The sequence below is a fragment of the Streptomyces sp. NPDC019224 genome (genome assembly GCF_040632605.1).
In the GTDB taxonomy this organism is placed as follows: Bacteria; Actinomycetota; Actinomycetes; order Streptomycetales; family Streptomycetaceae; genus Streptomyces.
Genome location: NZ_JBEYCF010000017.1, coordinates 82781 through 108418, shown reverse-complemented (window position 1 = coordinate 108418; position 25638 = coordinate 82781). Strand labels below are relative to the sequence as shown.

Here is a 25638-nt window from a genome sequence, read left to right as displayed (position 1 = left end):
CTCTCGGGGGATCGGCACGACTGCTCGACGGAGCCCGGGTCTCCTCGCATCCCGGAAGAACTCCTCAGATCTCCGTGCTCCTCGGCTTCTTGACGCGCTGGCTCTGCGGCAGCGCGAGCTGGATCTCCTGCCGCAGGTCCTCGATCTTCGCGTAGCCCGCGAACTGCCCGGTCAGCCGGTACATCTCACGCAGCCGGTCCCAGGTCCGGTGGGAGGAGGTCTCCCCCATGGTGACCAGGGCGAGCCGGGCGTAGCGGTCGGCCTGTTCCGGGTCGTCGGCGATGAAGCAGGCCGAGGCGAGCGAGATGTAGTCGAAGATCTTGGACCGCTGGCGCCCGTTGACGCGCAGTTCCAGGGCCTGCTTCGCATGCCGCTGGGCGATGACCGCGGCCGAAGGGTCGTGCTCGGCGAGCGTCCGGAAGGCCAGGGCCTGCATGCCGTGCATGTCGGCCTCGTCGAACATCTGCATCCAACTGGGCGGCGGTACGTCGCTCTTGTCCGAGACGAAGAGCTCCTCCGCCCGGCCGAGGGTGCGCCGCATGGCCTGGCCGTGCCCCATGGACGCCTGCGCCCACGCCTCGATGGTGCAGAGCATGGCCTGGGTGCGCGGCAGGACGTTGTCGCCCGAGCCGGACTTGGCCAGTTTCATGAGGTCCAGCGCGTCGTCGGGACGGCCCAGGTGGACCATCTGACGGGCCGCGCGGGACAGGGCCTCGCCCGCGCGCGGACGGTCACCGCCCTCGCGCGCCGCGTGCGCGGCGATGACGAAGTACTTCTGGGCCGTGGGTTCGAGGCCGACGTCGTGCGACATCCATCCCGCCAGGACGGCGAGGTTGGCCGCGACGCCCCACAGGCGCTGCTGGAGGTGGGGAGGGTGGCGGTAGGCGAGCATGCCGCCCACCTCGTTGAGCTGGCCCACCACGGCCTTGCGCTGGAGGCCGCCGCCGCGGGAGGCGTCCCAGGCGCGGAACACCTCCACGGACCGCTCCAGCGCCTCGATCTCCTCGGAGCCGATGGGAGCGGCCTCGTACCGGTCGAAGCCGGCGGGGTCCGCGTGTACCGGGTCGTCGACGCGCGGGGCGTCGGCCGCCAGTACGGGGTCGGTGTGCAGCCAGTCGTGCATGGGGCCGGCGATGGTGGAGCCGGCGGCGAGCGCGGCGCCCGCGCTCACCAAGCCGCGTCGGTTGAGCATGAGGTCCATTCCCGTGAATTCGGTGAGGACCGCTGCCGTCCGCTCGGGCGCCCACGGGAGTTGGTCGGGATTGTCCTGCGTCCCGGCCTCTCGCCGTTTCCCCACACGCCCGCGCCGGCCGAACCCGAGGTCCTCGATGGTCACGACACGGCCGAGTCGCTCGGTGAACAGAGCCGCCAGCACCTTGGGCACGGGATCGCGGGGGGACTCCCCCATGTCGATCCAGCGCCTCACGCGCGAGGTGTCGGTGGCCAGTTGGGGGTGGCCCATGGCCGCCGCCTTCCGGTTCACCATTCTCGCGAGTTCGCCCTTGGACCAGCCGGCAAGGCCGAACAGGTCCGACAGGCGGGTATTGGGTTCTCCGGTCACGTCAAGCCCCCAGGTTCTCGGCTGTGTTGACAGTAACCCCATGTCAGATGCCTTGCGAGTATTCGCCAGGGTTCGCCAGGGTCCGCTATGTCGAGAGACACCCTCGCGCCGGTGTCAGGTAGGAAAGCGCCACCCCGCCCGGCAGCCCTAGGTACTCCCCAGGGTGCCGAAGGGCCGCCGGCCGGGGTGGCGCACGCAACTTGTCGGCGCACGAAGGGATCTGTCCCGCCCATGTACACAGCATCGTCCTCCGTGTCCGCCCCGCCCCGGCCGCTGCGTCCGCTCCAGGCGGGCGGCGGACCGTACCTCGACCCACGCGCCACCGTTCCGGCCCCCGTCATCGGGCGGACCCGGCGGCCGGCGGGGCCGGGCGCCCCCTCCCTCAGCGGACGGCTGGACCTCTCGGGCCCGCAGGGCGCCCAGCTGAGGATGGTGATCGCGTCCGTGCACCGGATCTGCCCGGAGTTCAATCCGGTGCAGGTGCTGCGGCGCAGCGGTCGTTCGGTGCTGCTCGTCGGTTCCACGGGGCGCGCGACGGCGGTGGCGAAGTGTTTACTGGACCACTCCCCCGCGTGGTCGGAGCGGTTCCGGCACGAAATAGCGGCATACCGGGCGTTCGTCCGGCACCGTCCGCCGGTCCGGGCGCCGCGGCTCATCGCCGCCGATCCGGAGAACTGCACGCTGGTCATCGAGCGGATGCCCGGCCGGGTGGCCGCACTGACGAGGCACCCGGCCGAGGCTCCGCCCCGTGCGGACCTGCGGGCCGTGCTCGGGGCGATCGCCCGGGTGAACGCCTGGCGTCCGCCGGCGGGCCTGTTCGAGGCACCGCTGGACTACGCGGCGCGGATCGCCCGCTACCACGAGCTGGGTCTCTTCACCGACCGGGACATGGGCGACCTGCAGAAGCTGCTGCACGGACTGGCCCACTCCGGCGGGCGGCACAGCATGGGGCAGTTCTGTCACGGTGACGCGCTGCTGTCCAACATCCTGCTGTCGCCCACCGGCCCGGTGCTGGTGGACTGGGAGCATGCGGGCTGGTATCTGCCGGGGTACGACCTGGCGACGCTGTGGACCGTGCTGGGTGACGCCCCGGTGGCCCGGCGCGAGATCAGCAAGCTGGCCCAGGTCGCCGGACCGGCGGCGCGGGACGCGTTCCTGGTGAACCTGATGCTCGTACTGACGCGGGAGATCCGCAGGTACGAGACGGCCGTGCAGCGGGCCATGCGGGATGACGTGCCCGCCCGGCCCGGGCAGGACCGCCCGGGCGCGCTGGCCCCCGGCGAGGAGCAGCGGCTGCTGCTGCGCCGGCTGCACGACGACTGCGCGATGGCCCGGAACGCCGTGCGGGCGGCGGTCGGCACGCGCTGACCGGCGGTTCCACGGAGCGCGCCGCGGTTCCGGTGCCGACACACCGGTCCCGCGGCGCGCTGTCGTCCGGGCCCCGCCCCCGGTTCAGCGGGCGCGCACGATGTCCACGTCGGACGCCTTGACGAAGGCGACGCGGTGGCCGATCTGGACGGTCACGTACTTCTCCCCGCCCGGGAAGTACGAGTGGTCCAGGGGGTACGAGGCGTCGATCGTCGGCGCGTAGAAGAAGCCGGTGGGCGCCTCGCCCCCGCCGGGGTAGGACTGGCCGGCCTTGATCGTGTACCGGAGGGGTGTGCCGGCCCGCTGGTCCGCGAAGTCCGCCGGGTACTCGGACTTCTCCGGGTATGCGACCCCGTACACCGGCACCTCCGCCTTGCCCGGCTTCGGGCGGACGACGTAGCCGGAGGTGGGAACGGTGGTGCGGGTGTGGGCGGGCGTGCGGAACCACGCCTTCTCGCCGTACCACCAGATCGCCGTCCAGCCGGGGGCGTGACCGGCCACGACGGCCTGCTGGGTGGCGCTGATCTTGCTGCCCCAGTCGGCGGCGCAGTTGGTGCCGGGCGAGCCGTCCGGGTGGAGGCCGGGGTCGGAGAAGAGGGGCGCGTCGTCGGAGGGTGCCGTGTGCAGCGGGACGGCGCTGGAACCCTGGAGGGGAAGGTCGGTGTTCTTCTCGCAGTCGCGGAACGCCTGCTTGTTCTCCTTGAACGCGGGGCTGACGGTGACCAGTTGGCCGCCCTTGTGTGCGGTGGGCACGGTGGGCTTGCCGAGAAGCGCCATGAAGCGGTTCCAGTCCCAGTAGGTGCCCGGGTCCCAGTGCATGTTCTTGGTGCCCGCCGCGCTGGTGGGCGGGACGTTGTCGTGGCCGATGATGTGCTGGCGGTCGAGCGGGATGTCGTACTCGGCGGCGAGGTAGCGCACCAGGGCGGCGGTCGAGCGGTACATCTCGGGGGTGTACCACGTGGCGCCGTCGACGGCGACGCCTTCCTGTTCTATGCCGATGGAGTGGCTGTTGACGTACCAGTTGCCCGCCTGCCAGGCGACGTCCTTGTTCTTGACCATCTGGGTGACGTGTCCGTCGGCGGACCGTACGACGTAGTGGGCCGAGGCCTGCTTCAGCGGGTTCTGGAAGATCTTCAGCGTGGTGTCGAAGTCCTCCTCGGTGTCGTGCAGCACGATGAATCTGATCTTGTTGCTGTTCGGCCGGTCGGCGGTGTCGTAGTTGCCGTACGTCTCCTTGTCGGCGGGGTCGCCGGTCTGCTGGTAGGCCGCCGGGACCCAGTCGCAGGCGAGACCGCGCGGGCACTCGGGCCGGACCCCGTCGGCGCCGGCCCGGGCGGCCGGGCCGAGCAGCGCGAGGCTCAGCGCTCCGGCGGTGGTGAAGGCGAGTGCGAGCCTGGTCCTCTGCTTGGACGTCATGACAACCCTTCGTAGAGCCGGGTGTAGCCGTTCGGTGCGGGCCGGTGTGCGGGCCGGCCCGCTGCTGGGGTGCGCGCACACTCTGTGACCTGAGGTGAAGGAACGTCAAGAGCGTGGGGAGGGGAGCGCGTTGAGCCACTGGACCAGACCACTGACAGGGCCCGTGACCTGCGAAGGGCGGGAATCCGCGGGACCCTGGCGGTGACGCGTTACCAGGCTTTTACGAGGGCGTCCCCGCACTGCCGTCCCTCGAACGGGCGCTCTGCGGTGTGACTAATCGCCGAGGTGCGTGCCCCGAACGGACCAAGGGTAGTGCTCGCGCCGACAGGACCGTTGCGCGTGGCACTCACGCGGTGGCTTTCGGAAAGGCCGGACGCACATGGCTCAGCCGTTCACCCTGCCGGACTTCTACGTTCCGTATCCGGCGCGTCTCAACCCCCATGTGGAGGAGGCCCGGCAGCACACCAAGACGTGGGCGCGGACCATGGGGATGCTGGAGGGGTCCGGCATCTGGGAGGAGAAGGACCTCGACGCCCACGACTACGCGCTGCTGTGCGCGTACACCCATCCCGACTGCTCGGCGGAGGCGCTGTCACTCGTCACCGACTGGTACGTGTGGGTCTTCTTCTTCGACGACCACTTCCTGGAGCTCTTCAAACGGACCCCGGACCGGGAGGGCGGCAAACGGTATCTGGACCGGCTGCCGGCGTTCATGCCGATGGAGCGCGGTGCGCCGGTGCCCGAACCGGAGAACCCGGTGGAGGCGGGTCTCGCGGATCTGTGGGCGCGTACGGTGCCCGCGATGTCGGACGCCTGGCGGGCGCGGTTCGCGGAGTCGACGAGGAACCTCCTCAACGAGTCGCTGTGGGAGCTCGCCAACATCAACGAGGGCCGCATCGCGAACCCCGTCGAGTACATCGAGATGCGCCGCAAGGTGGGCGGGGCCCCGTGGTCGGCCGGCCTGGTGGAGTACGCGGTCGGGGCCGAGGTGCCGGAGGCGGTGGCCGGTGAACGGGCGCTGCGGGTGCTGCGCGACGCGTTCTCGGACGGGGTCCATCTGCGCAACGACCTCTTCTCGTACCAGCGCGAGGTGGAGGACGAGGGCGAGAACAGCAACGGGGTGCTGGTCCTGGAGCGCTTCCTCGGCTGCTCGACGCAGGAGGCGGCCGAGGCGGTGAACGACCTGCTGACGTCCAGGCTCCAGCAGTTCGAGAACACCGCACTCACCGAACTCGGCCCGCTCTGCGCGGCCACGGGGCTGGACGCGGCACAGACCGCGGCGGTGGGGGCGTACGTGAAGGGGCTGCAGGACTGGCAGTCCGGCGGCCACGAGTGGCACATGCGCTCCAGCCGTTACATGAACGACGGCGGGGCCGGCGAGGCGGAGCCCGGCTTCGGGATGTCCGCCGCGTCGATCCGGTTCACCAGGCGCTCCGAGTCGGCCCGGCTGCGCAGTCACAGCCATGCGCTCTTCCAGCACGTGGGTCCGTCCCTGCTGCCCGACTTCGACCTGCCGTTCGGTACGACGCTCAGCCCGCATCTGGAGGGCGCCCGGGAGCGGCTGGTGGTGTGGGCCGGCCGGATGGGAATCCTGGGGCCGCAGCCGGGGGTGCCGGGTTCGTACATCTGGGACGAGGAGCGGCTGCGGGCGATCGATCTGCCGCTGTGCGCCGCCGGTATCCACCCGGACGCGACACCGGACGAACTGGACCTGTCCTCGGGGTGGCTGGCCTGGGGTACGTACGGCGACGACTGGTTCCCCGTGGTGCACGGCCGGTCCCGCGACCTGGCGGGAGCCCGGCTGGCCAATGAGCGCCTGTCGCTCTTCATGCCGCTGGACGGGAGCCCCGCGCCGGAGCCGGTCAACGCGCTGGAACGGGCGCTCGGCGATCTCTGGGAACGGACGGCGGGACCGATGGACGACGCCGGGCGGCGCGCGTTCCGCAAGTCGGTCGAGGACATGACGGCGAGCTGGCTGTGGGAGCTGGCGAACCAGGCGCAGCACCGGATCCCCGACCCGGTGGACTACGTCGAGATGCGGCGCATGACGTTCGGTTCGGACCTGACGATGAGTCTGTGCCGGATCGGGCACGGCAGGAAGGTGCCGCGGGAGATCTACGAGAGCGGCCCGCTGCGCTCCCTGGAGAACGCGGCCGCCGACTACGCGGCGCTGCTCAACGACCTGTTCTCGTACCAGAAGGAGATCGAGTACGAGGGTGAGGTGCACAACGGCGTCCTGGTGGTGCAGAACTTCTTCGGGGTGGACTACCCGACGGGGACGGCGATCCTGTACGACCTGATGAAGTCGCGGCTGCGGCAGTTCCTCCATGTCGCCGAGAACGAACTGCCGGTGCTGTACGACGACTTCGGTCTGGACGCCGAGGCGAGGAAGACGCTGGCGGGTTATGTGCAGGAGCTGAAGCACTGGATCGCGGGCATCCTGATCTGGCACCGGGGCTGCCGGCGCTACCGCGAGGAGGATCTGCGGCGGGGCACCGGAGCCCCGTGGCACCTGAACGGCCCCACGGGAATGGGTACTTCGGCGGCGCAGGTGGCGGCGCTGTTCGGCCGGCTGTCGGGGGTGAACGTGTAGCGCGGGGCCGGACGGCCTTCCGGCCGTTCGCCGGCAGCGTGGACCGTACCGTCGCCGTACGGGTGCGGCTCGCCGTGATCACCGCACGGCGGGCCGCGCCCGGGGTCCACGGGACCACCGGGCGGGGCCGCCCGGTGACCGTGAGGCCTCAGCCCTGCTGGAAGAGTTCGGCCGGCAGCGGTTTCAGGAGGGCGTACAGGTCGTCGGTGATGGGCCGGTCCCAGCTGGCGATGGTGACGAGCACACCGTCGCTGCGATCGAACTGCACGCAGGAGATGCGGCTCTCGGAGAGCTTCACGCGGCGCACGATCAGCAGGTTGTCGCCCTGCATGACGGGCATGTCCTCGGTGCCGGTGACCTCGACCGGCTCGTCGTTCTCCAGCGCGAGCAGCAGCTGGGCCACCTCGAAGGGAACCTGTCCCTCCTCGGTCTCGCGCGCGGGCGAGCCCTCGGGAAGGTTGCCGATGATCATCGCGGGGCCGCGCCCGCCGAACAGGTCGTAGCGCAGGAACACACCCTGGCAACTGCCGTCGGGGGCGGGCAGCAGACCGGCCCCGAGGTTGCCGGGCCAGTCACCGGGGTCCATGGCCAGGACGTCGAAGTCGGGGCCCGCGGGTGTGGCGGCGCTACGGCGGCGGAGGAAGGACATGCACACATGTTACGTGTCCTGGCTCACCTCGCCGAGCCGGGCCCGGACAGGCATATGCGCAGGCACACGGCCCACCTCCGCACACCTTCATCCGGTGCGCGACTCCGCCACCAGCCGTTCCAGCACGGCGACGGCCTCCCCGGTGCGCTCGTACGGCACGAAGAGGTGGTCGTGATGGAAGCCCGCCACCACGTTGCAGCTGATCCCCGCGTCGGTCAGGGCGAGCGAGACGGCGGCGGTCAGCCCCACGGCCTCCAGCGCCGAGTGCACCCGCAGGGTGATCCAGCCCGCCACGAAGGTGTACGGGAGCCCGGCCGCGGCGGCCTCCGCCTCGGGGAGCACGAGGGTGAGCCCCTCGGTCTCGCGGACGGTGACGACGGGGGTGACGGCGGCGGGGAGGGTGCCCTCGGGGGCGGTGGCGTAGACGTAGCGGCCCGGGTTCGGCTCGGGGCTCAGGCCGCTCAGCAGGACTCGAAGATCGTTCTCGGCTGTCACGCCCCCACGCTACCCACGCGGCGCGGGCGCCGCCGGAGGGATTCGCCGAAGGCCGCCGTCGGCTTCGGTGACGGCGGCCTCCCGGCCCGCCGGGACGCACCGGCGGCGCGTTCCGCCCCCGGCCGGCGGAGGCGGGCGTGAGCCATTCGGGCACGCCCCGCGTCCAACCGCTCACCGTACGTGGCACCGGAGGGGGATCACCCATAGCTTCGGCTCATGAGGAAACGACACATCACACGCCTCGTGAGCATCGCAGCCGCATCGGCCGCCGGACTGGTCGCGGCGGTGCCGTCCGTCCCGGCCGCCGCCGCCGGCGCACACGTGGTGTCGCCCGGGCAGTCCATCCAGGCGGCGGTGGACGCCGCACGGCCCGGCGACACCGTCGTGGTCCGGCCCGGGACCTACCACGAGAGCGTACGGATCAGCACGCCCGGACTGACCCTGCGCGGCGCCGGGGACCGCACCGTCATCATGCCCGCCGCCGGCCGGACCGCGTCCGGCGACGCCTGCGCGCAGGCGGGCAACGGGATCTGCGTCCAGGGCACGGCGGACGACACCGTGGACGGGGTGACCGTCAGGTCCCTGCGCCTCACCGGGTTCACCCGCAGCGGCCTCTGGGCCTCCTGGACGGACCGGCTGACCGTCCGGTCGGTGACCGCCGACGCCAACGGTGTCTGGGGCATCGCACAGCAGCGGTCCACCCGCTCCGACATCCGGGACAGCACCGCCCGCTCCAACGGTGACGCGGGCATCTTCGTCGCCAACAGCGTCGACGAGGAGGGCGGCGCCACCGACACCGGCGGCACCCGGGTCCGCGGCAACACGCTGACCGACAACCGGATCGGCTTCACCGCGCGGCGGGTGCGCAACCTGTCGGTGCGCGACAACACCTTCACCGCCAACTGCAGCGGGGTGTTCGTCGTGGGCGACGAGGGCACCCCGCAGGCCGGTGCCATGTCGGTCCGCTCCAACCGGATCACCGGCAACAACAAGTTCTGCGCCGCCACCGAGCGGCTGCCCGCGATCCAGGGTTCCGGGATCGTCCTGACCGGCACCGCGTCCACCGAGGTGCGGTCCAACGTGATCCGCGACAACGTGGGCGCGACCCCCCTGTCGGGTGGTGTCGTGCTGTTCAAGAGCTTCGTGGGCGCGAAGAACACCGACAACACCGTCAGCGGCAACGTGGTCCTCGGCAACCGGCCCGCGGACCTGGCGAACCGGGACACCGGCACGGGCAACCGGTTCACCGGCAATGTCTGCACGACCTCCGCACCGGCCGGGATGTGCTGACCGGTGACCACCCGTACGAGGAGAAGCGAGACGGCATGACCACCCTGAGCACGACCCCCGACACCACCCCCCTCCAGCCCCTTCCCACCCCGCAGCCGGCCATGCGGCTGCGCGAGATCGTGTTCGGCGCGGCCCGCTCCGCCGCCGTGCGCGCCGCCGCCCGGCTGGGCGTCGCCGACGCTCTGGGCGAGACGCCCGAGACCGTGGAACGGCTGGCGGCGGCGGTGCGGACCGAACCCGGTCCGCTGCGCCGACTGCTGCGGGCGCTGGCCTGCTACGGCGTCTTCACGGAGAACGCGGACGGCACCTTCGCGCACACCGACATGTCCCGACTGCTGCGGGAGGACGACCCGAACAGTCTGCGGGCGATCTCGCTGTGGTGCACGGAGCCCTGGACCTGGGAGGTCTGGCCCCGGCTGGAGGACGCGGTGCGCTCCGGCGGCAACGTCTTCGAGGACGTGTTCGGCAAGGAGTTCTTCGACTACCTCCACCAGGACGCCCACGAGTCGGCGCAGGTGTTCAACGCGGCCATGACCACCTCCAGCGTGCAGTCGGCGCTGGACGTCGCCGCCCTGCTCGACCTCACCGGGGTCTCGGTGGTCGCCGACATCGGCGGCGGCCAGGGGCATGTGCTGGCGAGCCTGCTGGAGAAGCACCCGACGGTGAGCGGCACCCTGATGGACCTGCCGGGGGTGATCGCCCGGGCCGACGAGCGGCTGCGGGACGGCGGTGCGCTGGCCGGACGGGCGGACATCGTGGCCGGGGACTGCCGGGAGGGTATCCCGGTGGCCGCCGACCTCTACATCATCAAGAACATCCTGGAGTGGGACGACGACAGCACCCGCCGGGCGCTGCGCTCCGTCGTCCGCGCGGCCCGTCCCGGCGCCCGCGTCGTCGTCATCGAGAACCTGGTCGACGACACCCCGTCGATGCGGTTCACGACCGCCATGGACCTGCTCCTGCTCCTGAACGTGGGCGGGGCCAAGCACACCCGGCAGAGCCTGGTGGACCGGCTGTCCGAGGCGGGGCTGCGGATCGACGGGATCCGGCCGGTCAACCCGTATCTGCACGCGTTCGAGTGCGTGGTGCCCGGCTGAGACCGGGTCCGTACGCGGACCGCCCCGGTTCCGGCTCTGCGGCCGGGGCCGGGGCGGTCCGCGTACGGGCGCTCACGCGGTGGCGTCGCGCTCCCAGCGGTAGAACTCCTGGGCCATCGCGTCCTTCGGCCCGCGCCAGGTATCGGGGTTGTAGGGGCTGACGAAGGCGGTGAGCCGTTCGCTGACGGCCCTGAACTCCGGGTGCTCGGTCACCTTGGCGATCTCCGGTCCCGGCGGACGCTCGGACTCGATCAGGTGCAGGTAGACGTCGCCGAACTGGAAGAGCTTGCGGCGGGTGACGCCCACCAGGTGCGGCAGTTCGCTGTTGTCGGACGCGGCGAACAGTTCCGCGATGTCCGGGGCCGATCCCGGCGCCATCCGGGCGACGATCAGAGCGTGGTGCATCGGTGGTGCCTTTCTGCTGCCCCGGGCCGGACCCGGCCGGGAGGCCGGACGGGGCCGGCCTGCGACGGTGGGTCAGTTGGCCGGGACGGCGGCGGAGCGGCGCTCACGGTCGCGCTGCTCGATCTTCTGCCGGATCAGCTCCATCTGGACCTTGGAGTTCCGGTTGATGTTGTCGGTCATCCAGGCGTCGTCGACCGGCGCGTCGGGGCGCATCGCGAAGTCCTGCTGCCAGTGCATGCGGGTGCCGCCGGGCACCTCGGAGTACTCCCACCGGATGTCCATGTGCTGGAACGGCCCGGGCTCGACGCGGCGGGCCCGCACGGTGCGGCCCGGCCGGTCGGTGGTGCGCTCGGAGACCCAGCTCCACACCTTGCCGTTCTCGTCGGGGTGCATGGTCAGGCGGAAGGTGGTGCGCTCGCCGTCCCGTTCCAGGACCTCGACGGCCGCGTACTCGCTGAAGAGCTGCGGCCAGTTCTCCAGGTCGTTCGTCATGTCCCAGACGAGGTCCAGGGGGGCGGCGATGAGGATCTCGTTCTCGGTGTGTCCGGACACGTCAGGCTCCTGTCATGAGGCTGTTGTTGACGAGGTCGAGGAACTCGCGGGGCGTCTTGCACCGGTCCGCGTCGGCCGGCAGCGGCTGCCCGTGCCGGTTCTCCAGTACGCCGACGATGCCGAGCAGGCCCAGGGAGTCGAGGCCGAACTCGTCGAAGGCGGTGTCGGAGCGGTTCTCCATCTCGCGGGGGTCGACGGAGAGTCCGGCGCCCTTCTTCATCAGGGCGGCGAGCTCTTCGTACGTCAGACGTTCGGTCATGAGGGACTTCTCCTTCTCACGAGGGGTGGACGGGCTCAGGCGGGACGCCGCAGCACCAGGGCCGCGTTGGAGCCCATGAGGCCTCGGCTGAGCACGAGCGCGGTACGCAGTTCGGCGGGGCGGGCCCGTTCGGTGACGACGTCGAGGTCGTGGCAGATCTCGAAGACGTTGGGCGTGGGCGGCACGAGGCCGTTCTCCATGGACAGGACGGCGGCGGCCGCGTCCAGGACGGGGGCCCCGCAGTAGGCGCGGCCGGTCCCGGTCTTGGGGGCGGTCACGGGGACGCGCCGGCTGTGCGGGCCGAGCGCGTCGGCCAGCGCCAGCGCCTCGGCCCGGTCGGCGGCCGGCGAGCCGAGCGCGTCCGCGAAGACGACGTCGATCTCGTCCGGGGCGCAGCCGGCTTCCCGCAGCGCACCCTCGATGGCGTGGGCGAGGCCCTCCCGGGACTCCTCCCAGTGCGCGGCGGTGGTGAAGGTGGCGGCGTGCCCCGCGATCTCCGCCCGGACCCGGGCACCGCGCTCGCGGGCCGACCTCTCCTCCTCGACCACGAACATCGCGCCGCCCTCGGCGGGCACGAAACCGCAGGCGTCCGAGGTGAACGGGCGGTAGGCCCGCGTCGGGTCCTCGCAGGCGCTCAGGTCGCGGTAGCCGAGCTGGCAGACCACCGAGTAGGGCGCGAGCGGGGCCTCCGCCGCGCCGACCACGACCGCGTCGGTGCCGCGCCGCACGGAGCGGTCGGCGTGCGCGAGCGCGTCGAGGCCGCCCGCCTCGTCGCCGGCCACCACCGCGCACGGCCCCTTGAAGCCGCCGCGGATGGAGATCTGGCCGGTGCTCGCCGCGTAGAACCAGGCGATCGACTGGTAGGGCCCGACGTACGTGGAGCCCTGGCCCCACAGCCGTTGCAGCTCGCGCTGGCCGAACTCGCCGCCGCCGGAGCCGGCCGCGGTCACCACGCCCACGCCGAACGGCTGGTCCTCGTAGTCGGCCCGGCCGAGCCGGGCGTCCTCCAGGGCCATGTCGGCTGCGGCCATCGCGAAGTGCGTGAAGCGGTCGGTCTGGACGAGGTAGCGCTCCTCGATGACCGCGGACGGGTCGAAGCCGCGGACCTCGCCGGCGATGTGCAGCGGCAGGTCCTCGCACCCTTCGCGGGTGACCCGGTCCAGGACGCTCATGCCCTCCTGCGTCCGCTTCCAGAAGGCTTCGGTGCTCGTGCCGTTGGGGGCGACGACGCCGATGCCGGTGACGACGGTGCGGCGGGCCTTTCGGGTGCTCATGGTGTCCTCCCACCTGTTCGGGTCAGGGCCACCGCGGACTGGAAGCCGCCGAAGCCGCTGCCGACCGACAGGACGCTGCGCAGCTTCAGGGAACGGGCGGTGCGCGGCACGTAGTCGAGGTCGCACTCCGGGTCCGGGGACTCGTAGTTCGCCGTCGGCGGCACCGTCTGGTTGACCAGGGCCAGGACGCAAGCGGCGATCTCTATCGCCCCGATCGCGCCGAGGGAGTGGCCCACCATCGACTTGATGGAGCTCATCGGCACCTTGTGGGCGTGCGCGCCGAGCGCCCGTTTCACCGCGGCGGTCTCGTGCCGGTCGTTCTGCTTGGTGCCCGAGCCGTGCGCGTTGACGTAGTCGATGTCCTGCGGGGAGATCCTGGCATGGCCGAGCGCCTGGTTGATGGCCTCGGCCATCTCCAGCCCCTCGGGGGTGAGCCCGGTCATGTGGTACGCGTTGCCGAAGGTCGCGTAACCGGCGATCTCGCAGTACACCGTCGCACCGCGGGCCCGGGCGTGCTCCAGTTCCTCCAGGACGAGCACGGCCCCGCCCTCGCCCATCACGAAGCCGTCGCGGCGCGCGTCGAAGGGCCGGGAGGCGTGCTCCGGGTCGTCGTTGTTGGGGGAGGTCGCCTTGATCGCGTCGAAGCAGGCCACGGTGATCGGAGTGATCGGCGAGTCCGACGCGCCGGCGATGCAGACGTCGACCCGTCCCTCCTCGATGGAGTGGAAGGCGTAGCCGATGGCGTCCAGGCCGGAGGTGCAGCCGGTGGAGACGGTCTGCACGGGGCCGTGCGCGCCGACCTGCTCGGCGACGGCGGAGGCCAGCGAGCTGGGCGAGAAGGCGCGCTCCAGGTGGGGGCCGGCCCGGCGGTGGTCGACGTCCCAGCGCGCTCCCCTCTCGCTGACGGCGACGTAGTCGTGTTCGAGGCGGGTGGTTCCGCCGACGGCGGTGCCGAGGGAGACGCCCATCCGCCAGGGGTCGGTGTGTTCGGGGTCCAGACCGGCGTCAGCGAGCGCCTCGCGGGCGGCGACCATCGCGAACTGCACATAGCGGTCCGCGCGGGCGGTGTCCTCGTCGTCCAGTCCGTGGGCCGCCGGGTCGAAGTCGCACTCGGCGGCGATCCGGGAGCGGAAGCCCGCCGGGTCGAAGAGGGTGATACCCCGGGTCGCGGTGCGGCCGTTGGAGAGGAGGTCCCAGAAGGCCGGGGCCCCGATGCCGCCCGGGGCGACGACGCCGACTCCGGTGACCGCGACGCGCCGGGTCATGAGGCGGCCTCGGTTCGTTCTGGCGGGGCGCCCAGCTCGGCGGTCTCGGTCACTTCGGTGTCGACGTGTCCGAGTTCGGGGCGGGGGGCGAGCGGGCCGAGGTGGAAGACCATGCGGGCCTCGGTGTCGCCCACGTTGCGGAAGCGGTGGCGCACGTGCGGGGGGATCAGCAGGCCCTGGTCGGGGCGCATCGCGTGCGTCTCCCCGTCCAGGTCGACCTCCAGGAGCCCCTGCACGACGTACACGAACTCCTCCGAGTACGGGTGGTAGTGCTCGCCGATGCGGTCGCCGGGCTCGACGATGGCCAGCCCCATGAAGCCGCTGGTGGCGCCCACCGCGGTCGGGGTGAGCAGGGCGCGCAGGTCGCCTCCGCGCCTGCGGTTGGGCTGGGTCTCACTGAGGTCCACGATGCGTGGCCGGTGGGTGGTCATGACTGCTTTCCTCCTGGGCGCAGGGCGCGTTGTGATGACGGGTCGAGCGAGAACCCCCCAAAAGCCGGAGCGCGGTTCAGGAATCCGCGGCCCGCCGGTCGGTGATCAGCCGCATCTCGGACCGGGCGAGGAAGCGTGCGGCGTCCTGGTCGGTGGCCGGTACGGCGTTGGCCTCACCGTCCAGGAGGCGGGCCAGGCGGGCCGCCTTGCCGGGGCCGTTGATGCCGAGCGCCTGGGCGGGCCGCGCGTCGAGCGGGCCGCTCACTTCCAGGAGACGGACGACGATGTCGTCGCGCTGGAAGATCGTGCTGCTGTCGATGGGGCTGCCGGTGTCCTCGGCGGCCTCCTCGTCGTGCTCCGCCAGCAGCCGGGCCAGGGGCATCCCGCAGCCCTCCTTGGCCTGGTAGAACACCGCGTGCCGGTGCAGGCTGCCGGGGGCGTGGCGGCCGGCCGAGACGTGGTGCACGGTGGGCAGGGCCGCGCGGGTGAAGAACATCCGGGCGGAGTCGGGGTCGGCGAGGTCCCGGTCCTGTTCGAGGTAGGGGTTGATGGCCTCCTCGACGGCGCGGACCTCGGGCTGGCGGGAGACGTGGCGCAGCGCGGCCATGAGGTCGCCCTCGACCTCGACCGCGCGCACGACCCGGTTGCCGTGCATGAACAGCGAGGTGCGGCGCAGCCGGGTGTGGTCGTCGACGCGTGAGCGGGGGGACTCGTAGTCGGCGAGGAGCTTCGCCACGATGTCCTCGGTGCCCGGCTTCACCGTGAAGGTGAGCGCGTGGCGTACGACGCCGTCGCCGAGGCGCGGGGACGCCTGGAGGCTGCCCCGGGCCGGGTCGGGGACGTTCTCGAACCCCTTGCCGGTCTCGCGCAGCACGCTGAAGCGCAGTGACCGGGTGTCGCGTACGCAGCTGTGCAGGGGCTGCACGGTCGCGACGTGCTCCTCGCTGTTGACCCAGGCGAGGAAGGGCGGGGCGCTCTCCCACTCGCTGGTGATCAGCCACTGCGAGGGGTTCTCGATGGACTGGCACAGCTGGTCGCTGATGTGGCCGGGGATGGAGGCGACCTGGTTGCGCATGTGCTCGTACGCTTCCAGGAACTGCTTCTGGGCGCCGTCGTGCAGGTCGAGCAGCAGCACGACACGCAGCCTGGATCCGTCGAAGGCGGACTGTGAGATCCGTTCCGAGAGGGTGGTGGTCATCTGGCGAACTCCTTCGACGGTGTGAGGCAGGGAGGCTGGGAGAGCCGGCCGGAGCGGTGGCCCGTCGGCTGCCGCGGGAATCGGAACGGGGAATCTCCCGGAGAGCGCGCACGGCCCGCCCTGGACCGAGGGCGGCGTCTCCGTGACCGATCGTGAAACGCTGGTCCGCCCGACGCGAGATTTATGAACCGTTCAGGTGAGGGGGCGTCCGAAGCGCTCCGACCCGGCCCCTGTACGGGCATGGACACTGCATCCGTACGACGTCCGAGCTGGAGCAACTGATGAACGAGAACGTCGACCTCCATGTACCGGTCCTCATCGTGGGCGGCTCGCTGGTGGGCCTGTCCGCGTCCCTTTTCCTCGGCCGGCTCGGCGTCGAGCATCTGCTGGTCGAGAAGCACGCGGCCACCTCGACGCATCCGCGTGGCCGCGGCAACAACGTCCGCACGATGGAGGTGTTCCGCCGGGCGGGCGTGGAGCGGGAGATCCGGGCGGCGGCCTCGGTGCTGGCGGACAACCACGGCATCCTCCAGGCCGGGTCGCTGACCGGGGACGACCAGGAGTGGTTGTTCCGGGAGATCGACCCGGGCGGGGCGCTCGCCCGGTTCAGCCCGACGGGCTGGTGCCTGTGCAGCCAGAACGACCTGGAGCCCGTCCTGCTGGAGCGGGCCCGGGAGCAGGGCGGTGACCTGCGGTTCTCCACGGAGCTGCTGTCGTTCGACCCGGATGCCTCGGGTGTCTCGGCGGCCCTGAAGAACCGGGATACCGGTGAGCACACGACGGTACGGGCCGACTACCTGATCGCGGCGGACGGGCCGCGCAGCCCGATCCGTGAGCAGCTGGGCATCGGCCGTTCGGGGGCCGGCGAGCTGTTCCACAACGTGAGCGTCACCTTCCGGTCGCGCGGGCTGGCCGAGGTACTGGGCGACCGGCGCTTCATCGTGTGCTACCTGACCAACCCGGAGGCGGAGGGCGCTCTGCTGCCGGTGGACAACGAGCGTGAGTGGGTGTTCCACGCCCCGTGGCAGCCCGGCCGCGGCGAGACGCTGGAGGACTTCACGGACGAGCGGTGCGCCCGCCACATCCGCGCCGCCGTCGGTGCGCCGGACATCGACGTGGAGATCACGGGCAAGGCGCCGTGGCACGCGGCGGAGCGGGTGGCCGAGCGGTATTCGCGGGGCCGGGTGTTCCTGGCCGGTGACTCGGCGCACGAGATGTCGCCCACCGGCGCGTTCGGCTCCAACACCGGCATCCAGGACGCGCACAACCTGGCGTGGAAGCTGGCCGCGGTCCTGCGGGGCGAGGCGGGCCGGGGGCTGCTGGAGACGTACGGCCAGGAGCGGCTGCCGGTGGCCCGGGCGACCGGCGAGCGCGCGTCGGCGAGGTCCGAGGAGCACAGCCACCCCGGCTACGCACCGCCGCCCTCGGTGGGTGGCGGCAAGCGGGGCGGGATGCTGAACGTGGTGCTGGGCTACCGCTATGTGGAGGGCGCGGTGCTGGGCGCGGCCCCGGACGCGCCGGTGGTTCCGGAGGGGATGCGGCTGACGGGCGATCCGGGCAGCAGGGCGCCCCATCTGTGGGTGCGCCGGGCCGGGGAGCGGATCTCGACCCTCGATCTGTACGAGCGCTCATTCGTGCTGCTCGCCGACGGCGCCGACACGGTGTGGCGGCGGGCCGCGTCCCGGGTCGCCGACCGGCTGGGGGTGCGGCTCGACGCGTTCGGCATCGGGGAGGGCGGCGATCTGGAGCCGGAGGACGGGGCGGACTGGGCCGAGGCCCACGGGACGCGCCCGGACGGTGCGGTCCTGGTGCGCCCCGACGGCTTCGTCGCCTGGCGTGCGGAGTCGGCCGCCGAGGACGCCGAGGCGACGCTGCACGAGGTGCTGGTGAGGCTGCTGCACCGCGACTGACGTGACGTCTGGAAGCTGATCACATACCGAACGACCGGAGGGCCGCCAGGAATTCCTCCGGTCGTTCGGTGTGTACGAGATGGCCCGCGTCGATGGTGACGTGTTCGGCGCCGGGGATGCGGCGGGCCATCCGGGCCAGGTCCTCCTGCGCGATCCGGCTGCCCGGGCCGCCGCCGATGACGAGGGTGGGGGCGGTGATCTCACCGAGGAGTTCGCGGCCGGCCGGGTCCGGGGCGTTGAGCTGGGCGTCGGTGGACGGCACGAGCGGCCAGTCGAAGTCCAGCTCTCCGCCCGGGTGTTCGGGGACCGGGCGCGGCGGGTCGAGCGGGAGGGGCGGCGGCGGCTCCTCGAGGACGAGGCGGCCGATCAGCCCCGGGTGCCGCTCGGCGAGCAGGTATGCGGCGGCGGCGCCCATGGAGTGTCCGACGACGGTGGCGCCGGCGAGGTTGCGGGCCTCCAGGAAGCCGTGCAGGTCGTCGCGGAACAGCTCGAAGGAGTAGCGGCCGGGCCAGTCGCTGAGCCCGTGGCCCCGGAAGTCGAAGGCGTACACCCGGTGCGTGGCGGCGAGCCGGGCGGCGATGTGGGCCCAGTCGCCGCTGTTCCCGCACCGGCCGTGGGCCAGGACGACCGGCGGCGCGGCCGGGTCGCCCCACACCCGGTGGGCGAGTCGCACCCCGCCGGCCCGGACGCTGTGCACCTCCGGGTCGAGGAACGCCTCGATCGTGCGGGCGAACGCCCCCGCGTCGTCGATCCACGGGAAGTGCGCGGCGCCGCGCTGCACGGCGAACTCCGCGTGCGGGAAGAGCGCGGCCAGTTCGGCGGCGCGGTCGGGGGTGAGGACGGTGTCGTACTCGCCGGTCAGCACGAGGACCGGTGCCTCCAGCGTGCGCAGGGCGGGCACCGTGGCGGCCGGGTCGAAGGCGCCTTCGCCGGCGTACCGTGCGGCGGCCTCGGCGTTGATCTGGGCGGGCGAGCCCGCGGCGTGCTCCCGCGCGGCGGCGTCCCAGCGCCCGTACATGAACGGCCTTGCCCGGGCGCGCAGTTCGTCGGTCATCCGGCCGGCCCAGATCTCCTCCAGGGCGGCGAGCGCGTCCTCGTACCACGGTTGCGAGCTGCGCAGGGCGGCCGCCTCGCGGGCGTCGCGCACGACGGCGGGGAGGCCGGTGGCCCGGGTGGTGGGGGCGACGAGGACCAGGTTGCGCAGCCGCTCCGGATACCGGGCGGCATAGAGGGCGGCGAGGTCGCCGGCCGCGGAGTGGGCGAGGAGGTCGACGCGTTCCAGGCCGAGGTGGGCGCGCAGGGCCTCGACGTCGCCGGTCTGCCGGTCGCAGCGGTAGGTGGCGGGGTCCGCGGGGGCGGCGGAGCCTCCTGTGCCGCGCAGATCGAGGAGGATCAGCTGCCGGTGGGCGGCGAGACCGCCGAGGGTACCGAGGTAGGCGCTCGCCCGCATGGCACCGCCCGGCAGGCAGATGAGCGGTGTCCCCTCCCCCATGAGGTGATAGGCGAGCTCGGTTCCGTCGTACGTGTGGAAGGTCGGCATGGTTTCCATCCAAACAGGGCTGTCCGGGTGATGCAGCCGTGTTCGGTACGGGCGTATCCGGGCGGGTGGGCGAGATGCGTCATCCCTCTTGTCAGGCGGTGCGCGATCCTGAATTACTGCTCCGGAAGGAGGCGACCGAATGATCGGTCGCCCGCACGGCGCGTACGGAACGAGGGAGGCCCGCGTGACGGCTCTGCTGGATGCGGCGGAACGGATGAGCCGCGACGAGCTGGAGGCGCTCCAGCTGGAACGGCTGCGGGCCACGCTGCGCCACGCGTACGAGAACGTGGCGCACTACCGGGCGGCGTTCGACCGGGCGGGGCTGCGGCCGGAGGACTGCCGTTCGCTCGGCGATCTGGCGCGGTTCCCCTTCACCACCAAGGCCGATCTGCGGGACAACTACCCGTTCGGGATGTTCGCGGTGCCGGAGGAGGAGATCCGCCGCATCCACGCCTCCAGCGGGACGACGGGCCGGCCGACCGTCGTCGGCTACACGGAGAAGGACCTGGAGACGTGGGCCGACGTGGTGGCCCGCTCCATCCGGGCGGCGGGGGGCCGCCCGGGGCAGAAGATCCATGTGGCCTACGGCTACGGCTTGTTCACCGGCGGTCTCGGGGCGCATTACGGGGCGGAGCGGCTCGGCTGCACGGTGATCCCCGCGTCGGGCGGCATGACGGCCCGCCAGGTCCGGCTGATCCAGGATTTCCGGCCCGACATCATCATGGTGACGCCCTCGTACATGCTGACCGTCCTCGACGAGTTCGAGCGGCAGGGCGTCGATCCGCGTACGACCTCGCTGAAGGCGGGGATCTTCGGGGCCGAGCCCTGGACGCAGGAGATGCGGCGCGAGATCGAGGAGCGGTTCGCGATCGACGCGGTCGACATATACGGCCTGTCCGAGGTGATGGGGCCGGGTGTGGCGCAGGAGTGCGTGGAGACGAAGGACGGGCTGCACATCTGGGAGGACCACTTCTATCCGGAGGTGGTCGACCCGTTCACCGGCGAGGTGCTGCCCGAGGGGGAGAAGGGCGAGTTGGTGTTCACCTCGCTGACCAAGGAGGCCATGCCGGTGATCCGGTACCGGACGCGGGACCTGAGCCGGCTGCTGCCCGGCACGGCCCGTGTCTTCCGGCGGATGGAGAAGGTCACCGGACGCAGCGACGATCTGGTGATCCTGCGCGGGGTCAACCTCTTCCCGACACAGATCGAGGAGATCGTGCTCCGCACCCCGGGGGTGTCGCCGCACTTCCAGCTCCGGCTGACCCGAGAGGGCCGGCTCGACGTGCTGACGGTGCGGGCGGAGGCCCGGCCCGGGGCGACGCCGGGGCAGCGGGCGGCGGCCGCCGCATCCGTCGCGGCGGCGGTCAAGGACGGGATCGGGGTGTCGGTCGGCGTCGAGATCCTCGACCCGAAGACACTGGAGCGGTCGGTCGGCAAGTTCCGGCGGATCGTGGACGAGCGCGGGTAACTCCCCTGCTGGGCAATGGGGTTGCTGTGGCAGGATGAGCCGGAGTGACCGTTGTCCGCTGGGGGGACTCGTGTTCTCCCGTCGAAGGATTGGGGAGCACACCATGACGGCAGGCCCGGCCGGGACACCGGTCGACACCAGCAGGCCGCATCCGGCACGCGTCTACGACTACTTGCTCGGCGGCAAGGACCACTATCCCGTCGACCAGGAACTGGGCGAGCAGATGCCGGACCTGGCGAAGGCGGGGGTCGCGCAGAACCGGGCCTTCATGCACCGGGCGGCCGGCTGGGCGGCGCGGGCGGGCATCGGCCAGTTCCTCGACATCGGGACCGGCATCCCGACCCGGCCGAACCTCCACCAGATCGTCCAGGAGGTCGACCCGGCGGCCCGGATCGTCTACACGGACAACGATCCGATCGTCCTGCGGCACGCGGAGGCGCTGCTCGTCAGCTCCCCCGAGGGCGCCACCGATTACCTGGAAGCCGATGTGCGCGAGCCGGAGAAGATCCTCGCCCACGCCCGCACGGTGCTGGACTTCGACCGGCCCGTGGCGCTCTCGATGATCGCCCTGATGCACTTCCTGGCCGACGAGGACGATCCGTACGGCATCACCCGCACCCTGCTGGACGCGCTGCCCGCAGGCAGCTGCCTGGCCCTCTCCCACTTCACCCTGGACTTCCTCGTCGTCGACCAGGAGGCCCTGGACCGCTACCGGTCGAGCGGCATCACGCTGCGGCCCCGCGACCGTGCGGAGGTGGCCCGCTTCTTCGACGGGCTCGACCTGGTCGGCCCGGGTCTGGTGACCGCCACGCGGTGGCACAACGGCACCACCCCCGCGTCGCAGGGCCCGGAGGCCGTCGACACCTTCCATGTCGGCGTCGGCCTCGTCCGGTGACATGCGGCCGGACGGCCGTCAGGCGAAGCGGTCGCGCAGCTCCCGTTTGAGGATCTTCCCGCTGGCGTTGCGCGGGAGGGCGTCCACGAACACGACCCGCTTCGGCGCCTTGAAGTGGGCGAGCCGTTCGCGGGCGTGCGCGATCAGCTCCTCCTCGCCGGCCTCGTCCTTCAGGACGACGACGGCGGTGACCGCCTCGATCCAGCGTTCGTCGGGCAGCCCGACGACGGCCGCCTCGGCGACCGCGGGGTGAGTGTAGAGGGCGTCCTCGACCTGCCGGGACGCGACGAGGACCCCGCCGGAGTTGATGACGTCCTTCACCCGGTCGACCACCGTGAAGTAGCCGTCCGCGTCCCGGACGGCGAGGTCGCCGGAGTGGAACCAGCCGTCGCGGAACGCCTCCGCGCTCTCCTCCGGCTTGTCCCAGTAGCCGGTGCACAGCTGGGGCGAGCGGTAGACCACCTCGCCCGCCGTGCCGTCGGGGACGTCCTTGCCGTTCTCGTCGACCACCTTCGCCTCGACGAAGAGGACGGGCCTGCCGCACGAGTCCATCCGGCCCTCGTGCTCGTCCGGTCCCAGCGCGGTGGCCAGCGGGCCGATCTCGCTCTGCCCGAAGCAGTTGTAGAAGGCCAGGCCGGGGAGCCGGTCGCGGAGGCGTTCCAGCACGGGGACGGGCATGACCGACGCCCCGTAGTACGCCTTGCGCAGCCCGCCGAGGTCGCGGGCCGCGAAGTCGGGGTGGTTGGCGAGACCGATCCACACGGTGGGCGGGGCGAAGAGGCTGTCGGCCCGCCCGGACTCGACCAGGTCGAAGATCCGGGCCGCGTCCGGGGCGTCGAGGACGGTGTTCTCGGCCCCCACCGCGAGGTAGGGCAGCAGGAACACGTGCATCTGGGCCGAGTGGTAGAGCGGCAGCGCGTGGACGGGCCGGTCGCCGGCGCGCAGGTCCAGGGCGGTGACGGCGCTGACGTACTCGTGGACGAGGGCGCCGTTCGTCATCATCGCGCCCTTGGGGAGCGCGGTGGTCCCGGAGGTGTACAGCAGCTGGACCAGGTCGTCGGCGGCGGGTTCGTGCGCGGAGGCGAAGGGGCGCGGCGTGCTCAGTTCGGCCAGCAGCGAGCCCTCCTCGTCGCGCAGCGCCCGTACCGCGAAGCCCTCGGGGAGGCGGTCCGCGAGGGCCGGGTCGGTGAGGACCAGGGAGCTGCCGGACTGGCGCAGGATGTACGCCAGGTCGTCCCCGGTGAGGTTCTGGTTGACCGGCACATGGACGAGCCCGGCGCGGGCGCAGGCGAGGAAGGCGATCAGATAGGCGTCGGAGTTGTGCGCGTAGGCGGCCACCCGGTCCCCCGGCCGCAGCGCGTGGCCCTCGGTGAGGGCGGCGGCCGCGGTGGTGACGGCCTCGTCCAGCTCGCGGTAGGTCCAGGACCGGTCGGCGTACCGCAGGGCGGTGCGTCCGGGGGCGCGTCGTGCGCTGCGGGTCACGACGCCGTCGACTGTGCTGCTGCGTACACCGGTCATGGCGTGATCCTGTGCGGCCCGGGCCCGGCGGTCAAGGGTCCGGGAGCGTGCCGGCGCACATCGATGGGACCGCGTGCCCGGCGTGACGTTCCTCGGCGACGCCGCGCACCTGATGCCGCCGTCCGGCGACGGCGCGAATCCGGCGATGTTCGACGGCTCGGAGCTCGGTAAGGCGATCGCCGCTCATCCCGGCGACGTCGAAGCCGCGCTCACCGCCTACGAAGCGGCGATGTTCCCGCGCAGCGCGTCCTTCCACGCGGACGCCCACGAGATCCTGGACCTCCGCCTCGACGAGCGCGCCCCGCACGGGCTCATCGACTTCCTCAAGAGCACGGCCCCGGACGGGGACTGACTCCGCCTCACGGCCGGTTCCCCCGAGGTCACGGCCTCGACAGGTCCGAGAACGCCACGTCCGACCGGAGCCCCGGCCGAGGAGAGACACTCCCTGACGATTTGTCAGATTCTTTGCGCCTCCACCCCCTACGGCACGGCGGGCCCTGACAGTACTCTCTGCTCGGCAGGAAGTTTCATGCCCGTACGAGATTTCGAAAGTTACTTTCAGGCAGTGGGAAGGGGTTGTGCATGACGCAGGACACGGCGGCCGGGGGTATCAGCCGGCGGAGGGTCGGCGGTGGGATGCTGGCCCTGGGCGGAGCACTCGCCCTGGCGCCCATCCCGTTCGCGGGCACGGCGTCCGCCACGGAGACGGGGACGGGGACGTCGGAGATGAACGCGGGCCGGGGCGCGAAGCCGACGCTGCGGCGCGGTTCGGCTTCCCGTGCCGGGCTCCTGCGCGAACCCCTCGACAAGCTGGTCACCGAGGCGGAGCGCTACCTGGCCGCGTCACCGAAACACCCGTGGTACGCGGGCGCGGTGCTGCTCGCGGGCCGCGGCGGGACGGTGGCGCTGCACCATCCGATCGGCAAGGCGGTGCGCTACTCGGCGTACGACGAGACCACCGACACCGGTGTGGAGCTCCCCGCGGACCAGCAGATCGCGATGGCCGAGGACACGGTCTTCGACATGGCGTCGGTCTCCAAGCTGTTCACCTCGATCCTGGCCGTGCAGCAGATCGAGCACGGCGCACTGGAGCTGGAGGCCACGGTCGCCTCCTATCTCCCGGAGTTCGCGGGCGGCGGCAAGCAGGACATAACCATCCGTCAGCTGCTGACGCACACCTCGGGTTTCACCTCCTGGATCCCGCTCTACAGCGCGCCGACCCGGGAAGGGAAGCTGGAGCTCCTGTGGAACGAGGTGCCGGCCAACCCGCCCGGCACGGTCTACCTCTACTCCGACCTCAACCTGATCTCGCTCCAGCTGGTCCTGGAGAAGCTGACCGGCCGGACCCTGGACGTCCTGCTGCGCGAGCGGATCACCGGTCCGCTCGGGATGCACCGCACCCGGTACAACCCGCCGGCCTCCTGGAAGCCGAAGATCGCCGCGACCGAGGACGCCCGGCGCCCCTGGTCCGGACTCGACCGCGGCCTGGTCTGGGGCGAGGTGCACGACGAGAACGCCTACAGCCTGGACGGGGTGGCCGGACACGCCGGGGTGTTCTCGTGCGCCTGGGACCTCGCGGTCCTCGCGCGCACCCTGCTCAACGGCGGGGTCTACGGCCGGGCCCGCATCCTCTCGGAGGACTCGGTCGACCTGCTGTTCACCGACTTCAACACGGCGTTCCCCGGTGACGAGCACGGCCTGGGCTTCGAGCTCTACCAGCACTGGTACATGGGGGCCATGGCCACGCCCCGTACGGCGGGGCACACCGGCTTCACCGGCACCAGCCTGGTCCTGGACCCGACCACGGACTCGTTCCTGATCGTGCTGGGCAACTCGGTGCACCCGGTGCGCAGCTGGCGCTCCGGCAGCGCGCCGCGCGTCGCCACCGCCAACCAGATGGCGCGGGCGGTCGCGGTCCGGCCGGCCCGGGGGCGTACGGCCTGGTTCTCCGGAATGGCGAGCGCCGCCACCGCCACCCTGGCGCTGCCGCCCCTGCCGCTCGCCTCCTCGCGCGCCCGGCTGAGCTGTGCGCTGTGGTGGGACACCGAACCGGCCTCGGACTTCCTCCGCCTGGAGGCGTCGACGGACGCCGGGACCACCTGGCAGCCGGTTCCGTTCACCACCACCGCGACGGGGCAGGGCCCTCATCCCCGGACCGAGTCGCACCCGGACGGCTCGCTCTCCGGCTGGTCGGGCCGGGTCTGGCACCGCCTCGAAGCCGGTCTCCCCGGCGGGCGCGGTGCCGAGGTGCGCCTCAGGTGGCGCTACACCACCGACTCGCTGTACGTGGGCCGGGGTGTGTACGTGGACGCCATCAAGGTCGAGGACGGCAACCGTACGGTCTTCGACGAGAGCCGGCCCTCGGACGCCGGCCGCATCGAGGCCGACGGCTGGGCGGCGTCGGCCGACTGACGGCACACCACGACCGCGGGGCGGACGGGCCCGGCCGCCCGC

Annotated in this window: 21 protein-coding genes and 1 pseudogene; 9 read left to right on the top strand and 13 right to left on the bottom strand. The window is 72.0% G+C overall.

What is annotated here, in order from left to right:
• Nucleotides 1–64: 64 nt before the first annotated feature.
• A complete protein-coding gene (locus ABZ564_RS14055; RefSeq protein ID WP_360854796.1) occupies nucleotides 65–1561 on the bottom strand; it encodes a hypothetical protein in 1497 nt (498 codons plus the stop codon).
• 231 nt (nucleotides 1562–1792) lie between these two features.
• Between ABZ564_RS14055 and ABZ564_RS14050 the strand changes: the two genes are divergently transcribed.
• Nucleotides 1793–2929 carry an aminoglycoside phosphotransferase family protein gene (locus tag ABZ564_RS14050; RefSeq protein ID WP_360854793.1) on the top strand — a complete coding sequence of 379 codons (1137 nt, stop codon included), beginning with the start codon at nucleotides 1793–1795 and terminating at the stop codon, nucleotides 2927–2929.
• Nucleotides 2930–3013: 84 nt separating this feature from the next.
• On the opposite strand, the gene ABZ564_RS14045 is transcribed toward ABZ564_RS14050, so the two are convergent.
• Nucleotides 3014–4345 (bottom strand): peptidoglycan recognition family protein, encoded by a 1332-nt coding sequence (locus ABZ564_RS14045; RefSeq protein WP_360854790.1) that lies wholly within the window; start codon nucleotides 4343–4345, stop codon nucleotides 3014–3016.
• 379 nt (nucleotides 4346–4724) lie between these two features.
• Here ABZ564_RS14045 and ABZ564_RS14040 point away from each other — a divergent pair, with 379 nt between their 5' ends.
• Entirely contained in the window at nucleotides 4725–6938 is a 2214-nt protein-coding gene (locus tag ABZ564_RS14040; protein WP_360854787.1) for a terpene synthase family protein, read from the top strand.
• 148 nt (nucleotides 6939–7086) lie between these two features.
• Here the strand turns inward: ABZ564_RS14040 and ABZ564_RS14035 are convergent, their stop codons facing one another.
• A complete protein-coding gene (locus ABZ564_RS14035; RefSeq protein ID WP_360854784.1) occupies nucleotides 7087–7587 on the bottom strand; it encodes a hypothetical protein in 501 nt (166 codons plus the stop codon).
• Between the two features lie 87 nt (nucleotides 7588–7674).
• Nucleotides 7675–8082 (bottom strand): ACT domain-containing protein, encoded by a 408-nt coding sequence (locus ABZ564_RS14030; protein WP_360854781.1) that lies wholly within the window; start codon nucleotides 8080–8082, stop codon nucleotides 7675–7677.
• Between the two features lie 216 nt (nucleotides 8083–8298).
• On the opposite strand from ABZ564_RS14030, the gene ABZ564_RS14025 reads away from it, so the two are divergent.
• Both ABZ564_RS14025 and ABZ564_RS14020 read left to right on the top strand, forming a co-directional pair.
• A complete protein-coding gene (locus ABZ564_RS14025; protein WP_360854778.1) occupies nucleotides 8299–9372 on the top strand; it encodes a right-handed parallel beta-helix repeat-containing protein in 1074 nt (357 codons plus the stop codon).
• A gap of 35 nt (nucleotides 9373–9407) precedes the next feature.
• Complete coding sequence (locus ABZ564_RS14020; protein ID WP_360854775.1) at nucleotides 9408–10469, top strand: methyltransferase; 1062 nt, start codon at nucleotides 9408–9410, stop codon at nucleotides 10467–10469.
• A gap of 72 nt (nucleotides 10470–10541) precedes the next feature.
• Here ABZ564_RS14020 and ABZ564_RS14015 read toward each other — a convergent pair whose 3' ends face one another.
• The 7 genes from ABZ564_RS14015 to ABZ564_RS13985 all read right to left on the bottom strand — a co-directional run bounded on the left by ABZ564_RS14015 (nucleotide 10542) and on the right by ABZ564_RS13985 (nucleotide 15853).
• Nucleotides 10542–10874 (bottom strand): TcmI family type II polyketide cyclase, encoded by a 333-nt coding sequence (locus ABZ564_RS14015; protein WP_360854772.1) that lies wholly within the window; start codon nucleotides 10872–10874, stop codon nucleotides 10542–10544.
• Nucleotides 10875–10946: 72 nt separating this feature from the next.
• Entirely contained in the window at nucleotides 10947–11426 is a 480-nt protein-coding gene (locus ABZ564_RS14010) for an SRPBCC family protein (protein ID WP_360854769.1), read from the bottom strand.
• Between the two features lies 1 nt (nucleotide 11427).
• On the bottom strand, nucleotides 11428–11685 hold the full coding sequence (locus ABZ564_RS14005) for an acyl carrier protein (RefSeq protein ID WP_018524505.1): 258 nt from the start codon (nucleotides 11683–11685) through the stop codon (nucleotides 11428–11430).
• A gap of 35 nt (nucleotides 11686–11720) precedes the next feature.
• A complete protein-coding gene (locus ABZ564_RS14000; RefSeq protein ID WP_360854766.1) occupies nucleotides 11721–12959 on the bottom strand; it encodes a ketosynthase chain-length factor in 1239 nt (412 codons plus the stop codon).
• Complete coding sequence (locus ABZ564_RS13995) at nucleotides 12956–14224, bottom strand: beta-ketoacyl-[acyl-carrier-protein] synthase family protein (RefSeq protein ID WP_360854763.1); 1269 nt, start codon at nucleotides 14222–14224, stop codon at nucleotides 12956–12958. The genes ABZ564_RS14000 and ABZ564_RS13995 overlap by 4 nt, the downstream gene beginning before the upstream one ends.
• Entirely contained in the window at nucleotides 14221–14655 is a 435-nt protein-coding gene (locus ABZ564_RS13990; RefSeq protein ID WP_360854761.1) for a cupin domain-containing protein, read from the bottom strand. Before ABZ564_RS13990 ends, ABZ564_RS13995 begins: the two co-directional genes overlap by 4 nt.
• Nucleotides 14656–14731: 76 nt before the next feature.
• Nucleotides 14732–15853, bottom strand: coding sequence for a SchA/CurD-like domain-containing protein (locus ABZ564_RS13985; RefSeq protein WP_360854758.1), 1122 nt, complete (start codon nucleotides 15851–15853; stop codon nucleotides 14732–14734).
• Between the two features lie 281 nt (nucleotides 15854–16134).
• Here ABZ564_RS13985 and ABZ564_RS13980 point away from each other — a divergent pair, with 281 nt between their 5' ends.
• On the top strand, nucleotides 16135–17763 hold the full coding sequence (locus ABZ564_RS13980) for an FAD-dependent monooxygenase (RefSeq protein ID WP_360854755.1): 1629 nt from the start codon (nucleotides 16135–16137) through the stop codon (nucleotides 17761–17763).
• A 19-nt stretch (nucleotides 17764–17782) separates the two neighbouring features.
• On the opposite strand, the gene ABZ564_RS13975 is transcribed toward ABZ564_RS13980, so the two are convergent.
• Nucleotides 17783–19303 (bottom strand): alpha/beta hydrolase, encoded by a 1521-nt coding sequence (locus tag ABZ564_RS13975; protein WP_360854752.1) that lies wholly within the window; start codon nucleotides 19301–19303, stop codon nucleotides 17783–17785.
• Between the two features lie 184 nt (nucleotides 19304–19487).
• On the opposite strand from ABZ564_RS13975, the gene paaK reads away from it, so the two are divergent.
• Nucleotides 19488–20771, top strand: coding sequence for a phenylacetate--CoA ligase PaaK (paaK, locus tag ABZ564_RS13970; RefSeq protein WP_360854907.1), 1284 nt, complete (start codon nucleotides 19488–19490; stop codon nucleotides 20769–20771).
• Between the two features lie 103 nt (nucleotides 20772–20874).
• Complete coding sequence (locus ABZ564_RS13965; protein ID WP_360854749.1) at nucleotides 20875–21666, top strand: SAM-dependent methyltransferase; 792 nt, start codon at nucleotides 20875–20877, stop codon at nucleotides 21664–21666.
• 18 nt (nucleotides 21667–21684) lie between these two features.
• On the opposite strand, the gene ABZ564_RS13960 is transcribed toward ABZ564_RS13965, so the two are convergent.
• Nucleotides 21685–23184: an acyl-CoA synthetase gene (locus ABZ564_RS13960; RefSeq protein WP_360854746.1), complete on the bottom strand. Its 1500-nt coding sequence runs from the start codon at nucleotides 23182–23184 to the stop codon at nucleotides 21685–21687.
• 58 nt (nucleotides 23185–23242) lie between these two features.
• On the opposite strand from ABZ564_RS13960, the pseudogene ABZ564_RS13955 reads away from it, so the two are divergent.
• Together ABZ564_RS13955 and ABZ564_RS13950 are read left to right on the top strand one after the other, a co-directional pair.
• A pseudogene (locus ABZ564_RS13955) lies at nucleotides 23243–23536 on the top strand (FAD-dependent monooxygenase); the annotation flags it as partial.
• Nucleotides 23537–23766: 230 nt separating this feature from the next.
• Nucleotides 23767–25596, top strand: coding sequence for a serine hydrolase (locus tag ABZ564_RS13950; RefSeq protein WP_360854743.1), 1830 nt, complete (start codon nucleotides 23767–23769; stop codon nucleotides 25594–25596).
• Nucleotides 25597–25638 lie beyond the last annotated feature (42 nt).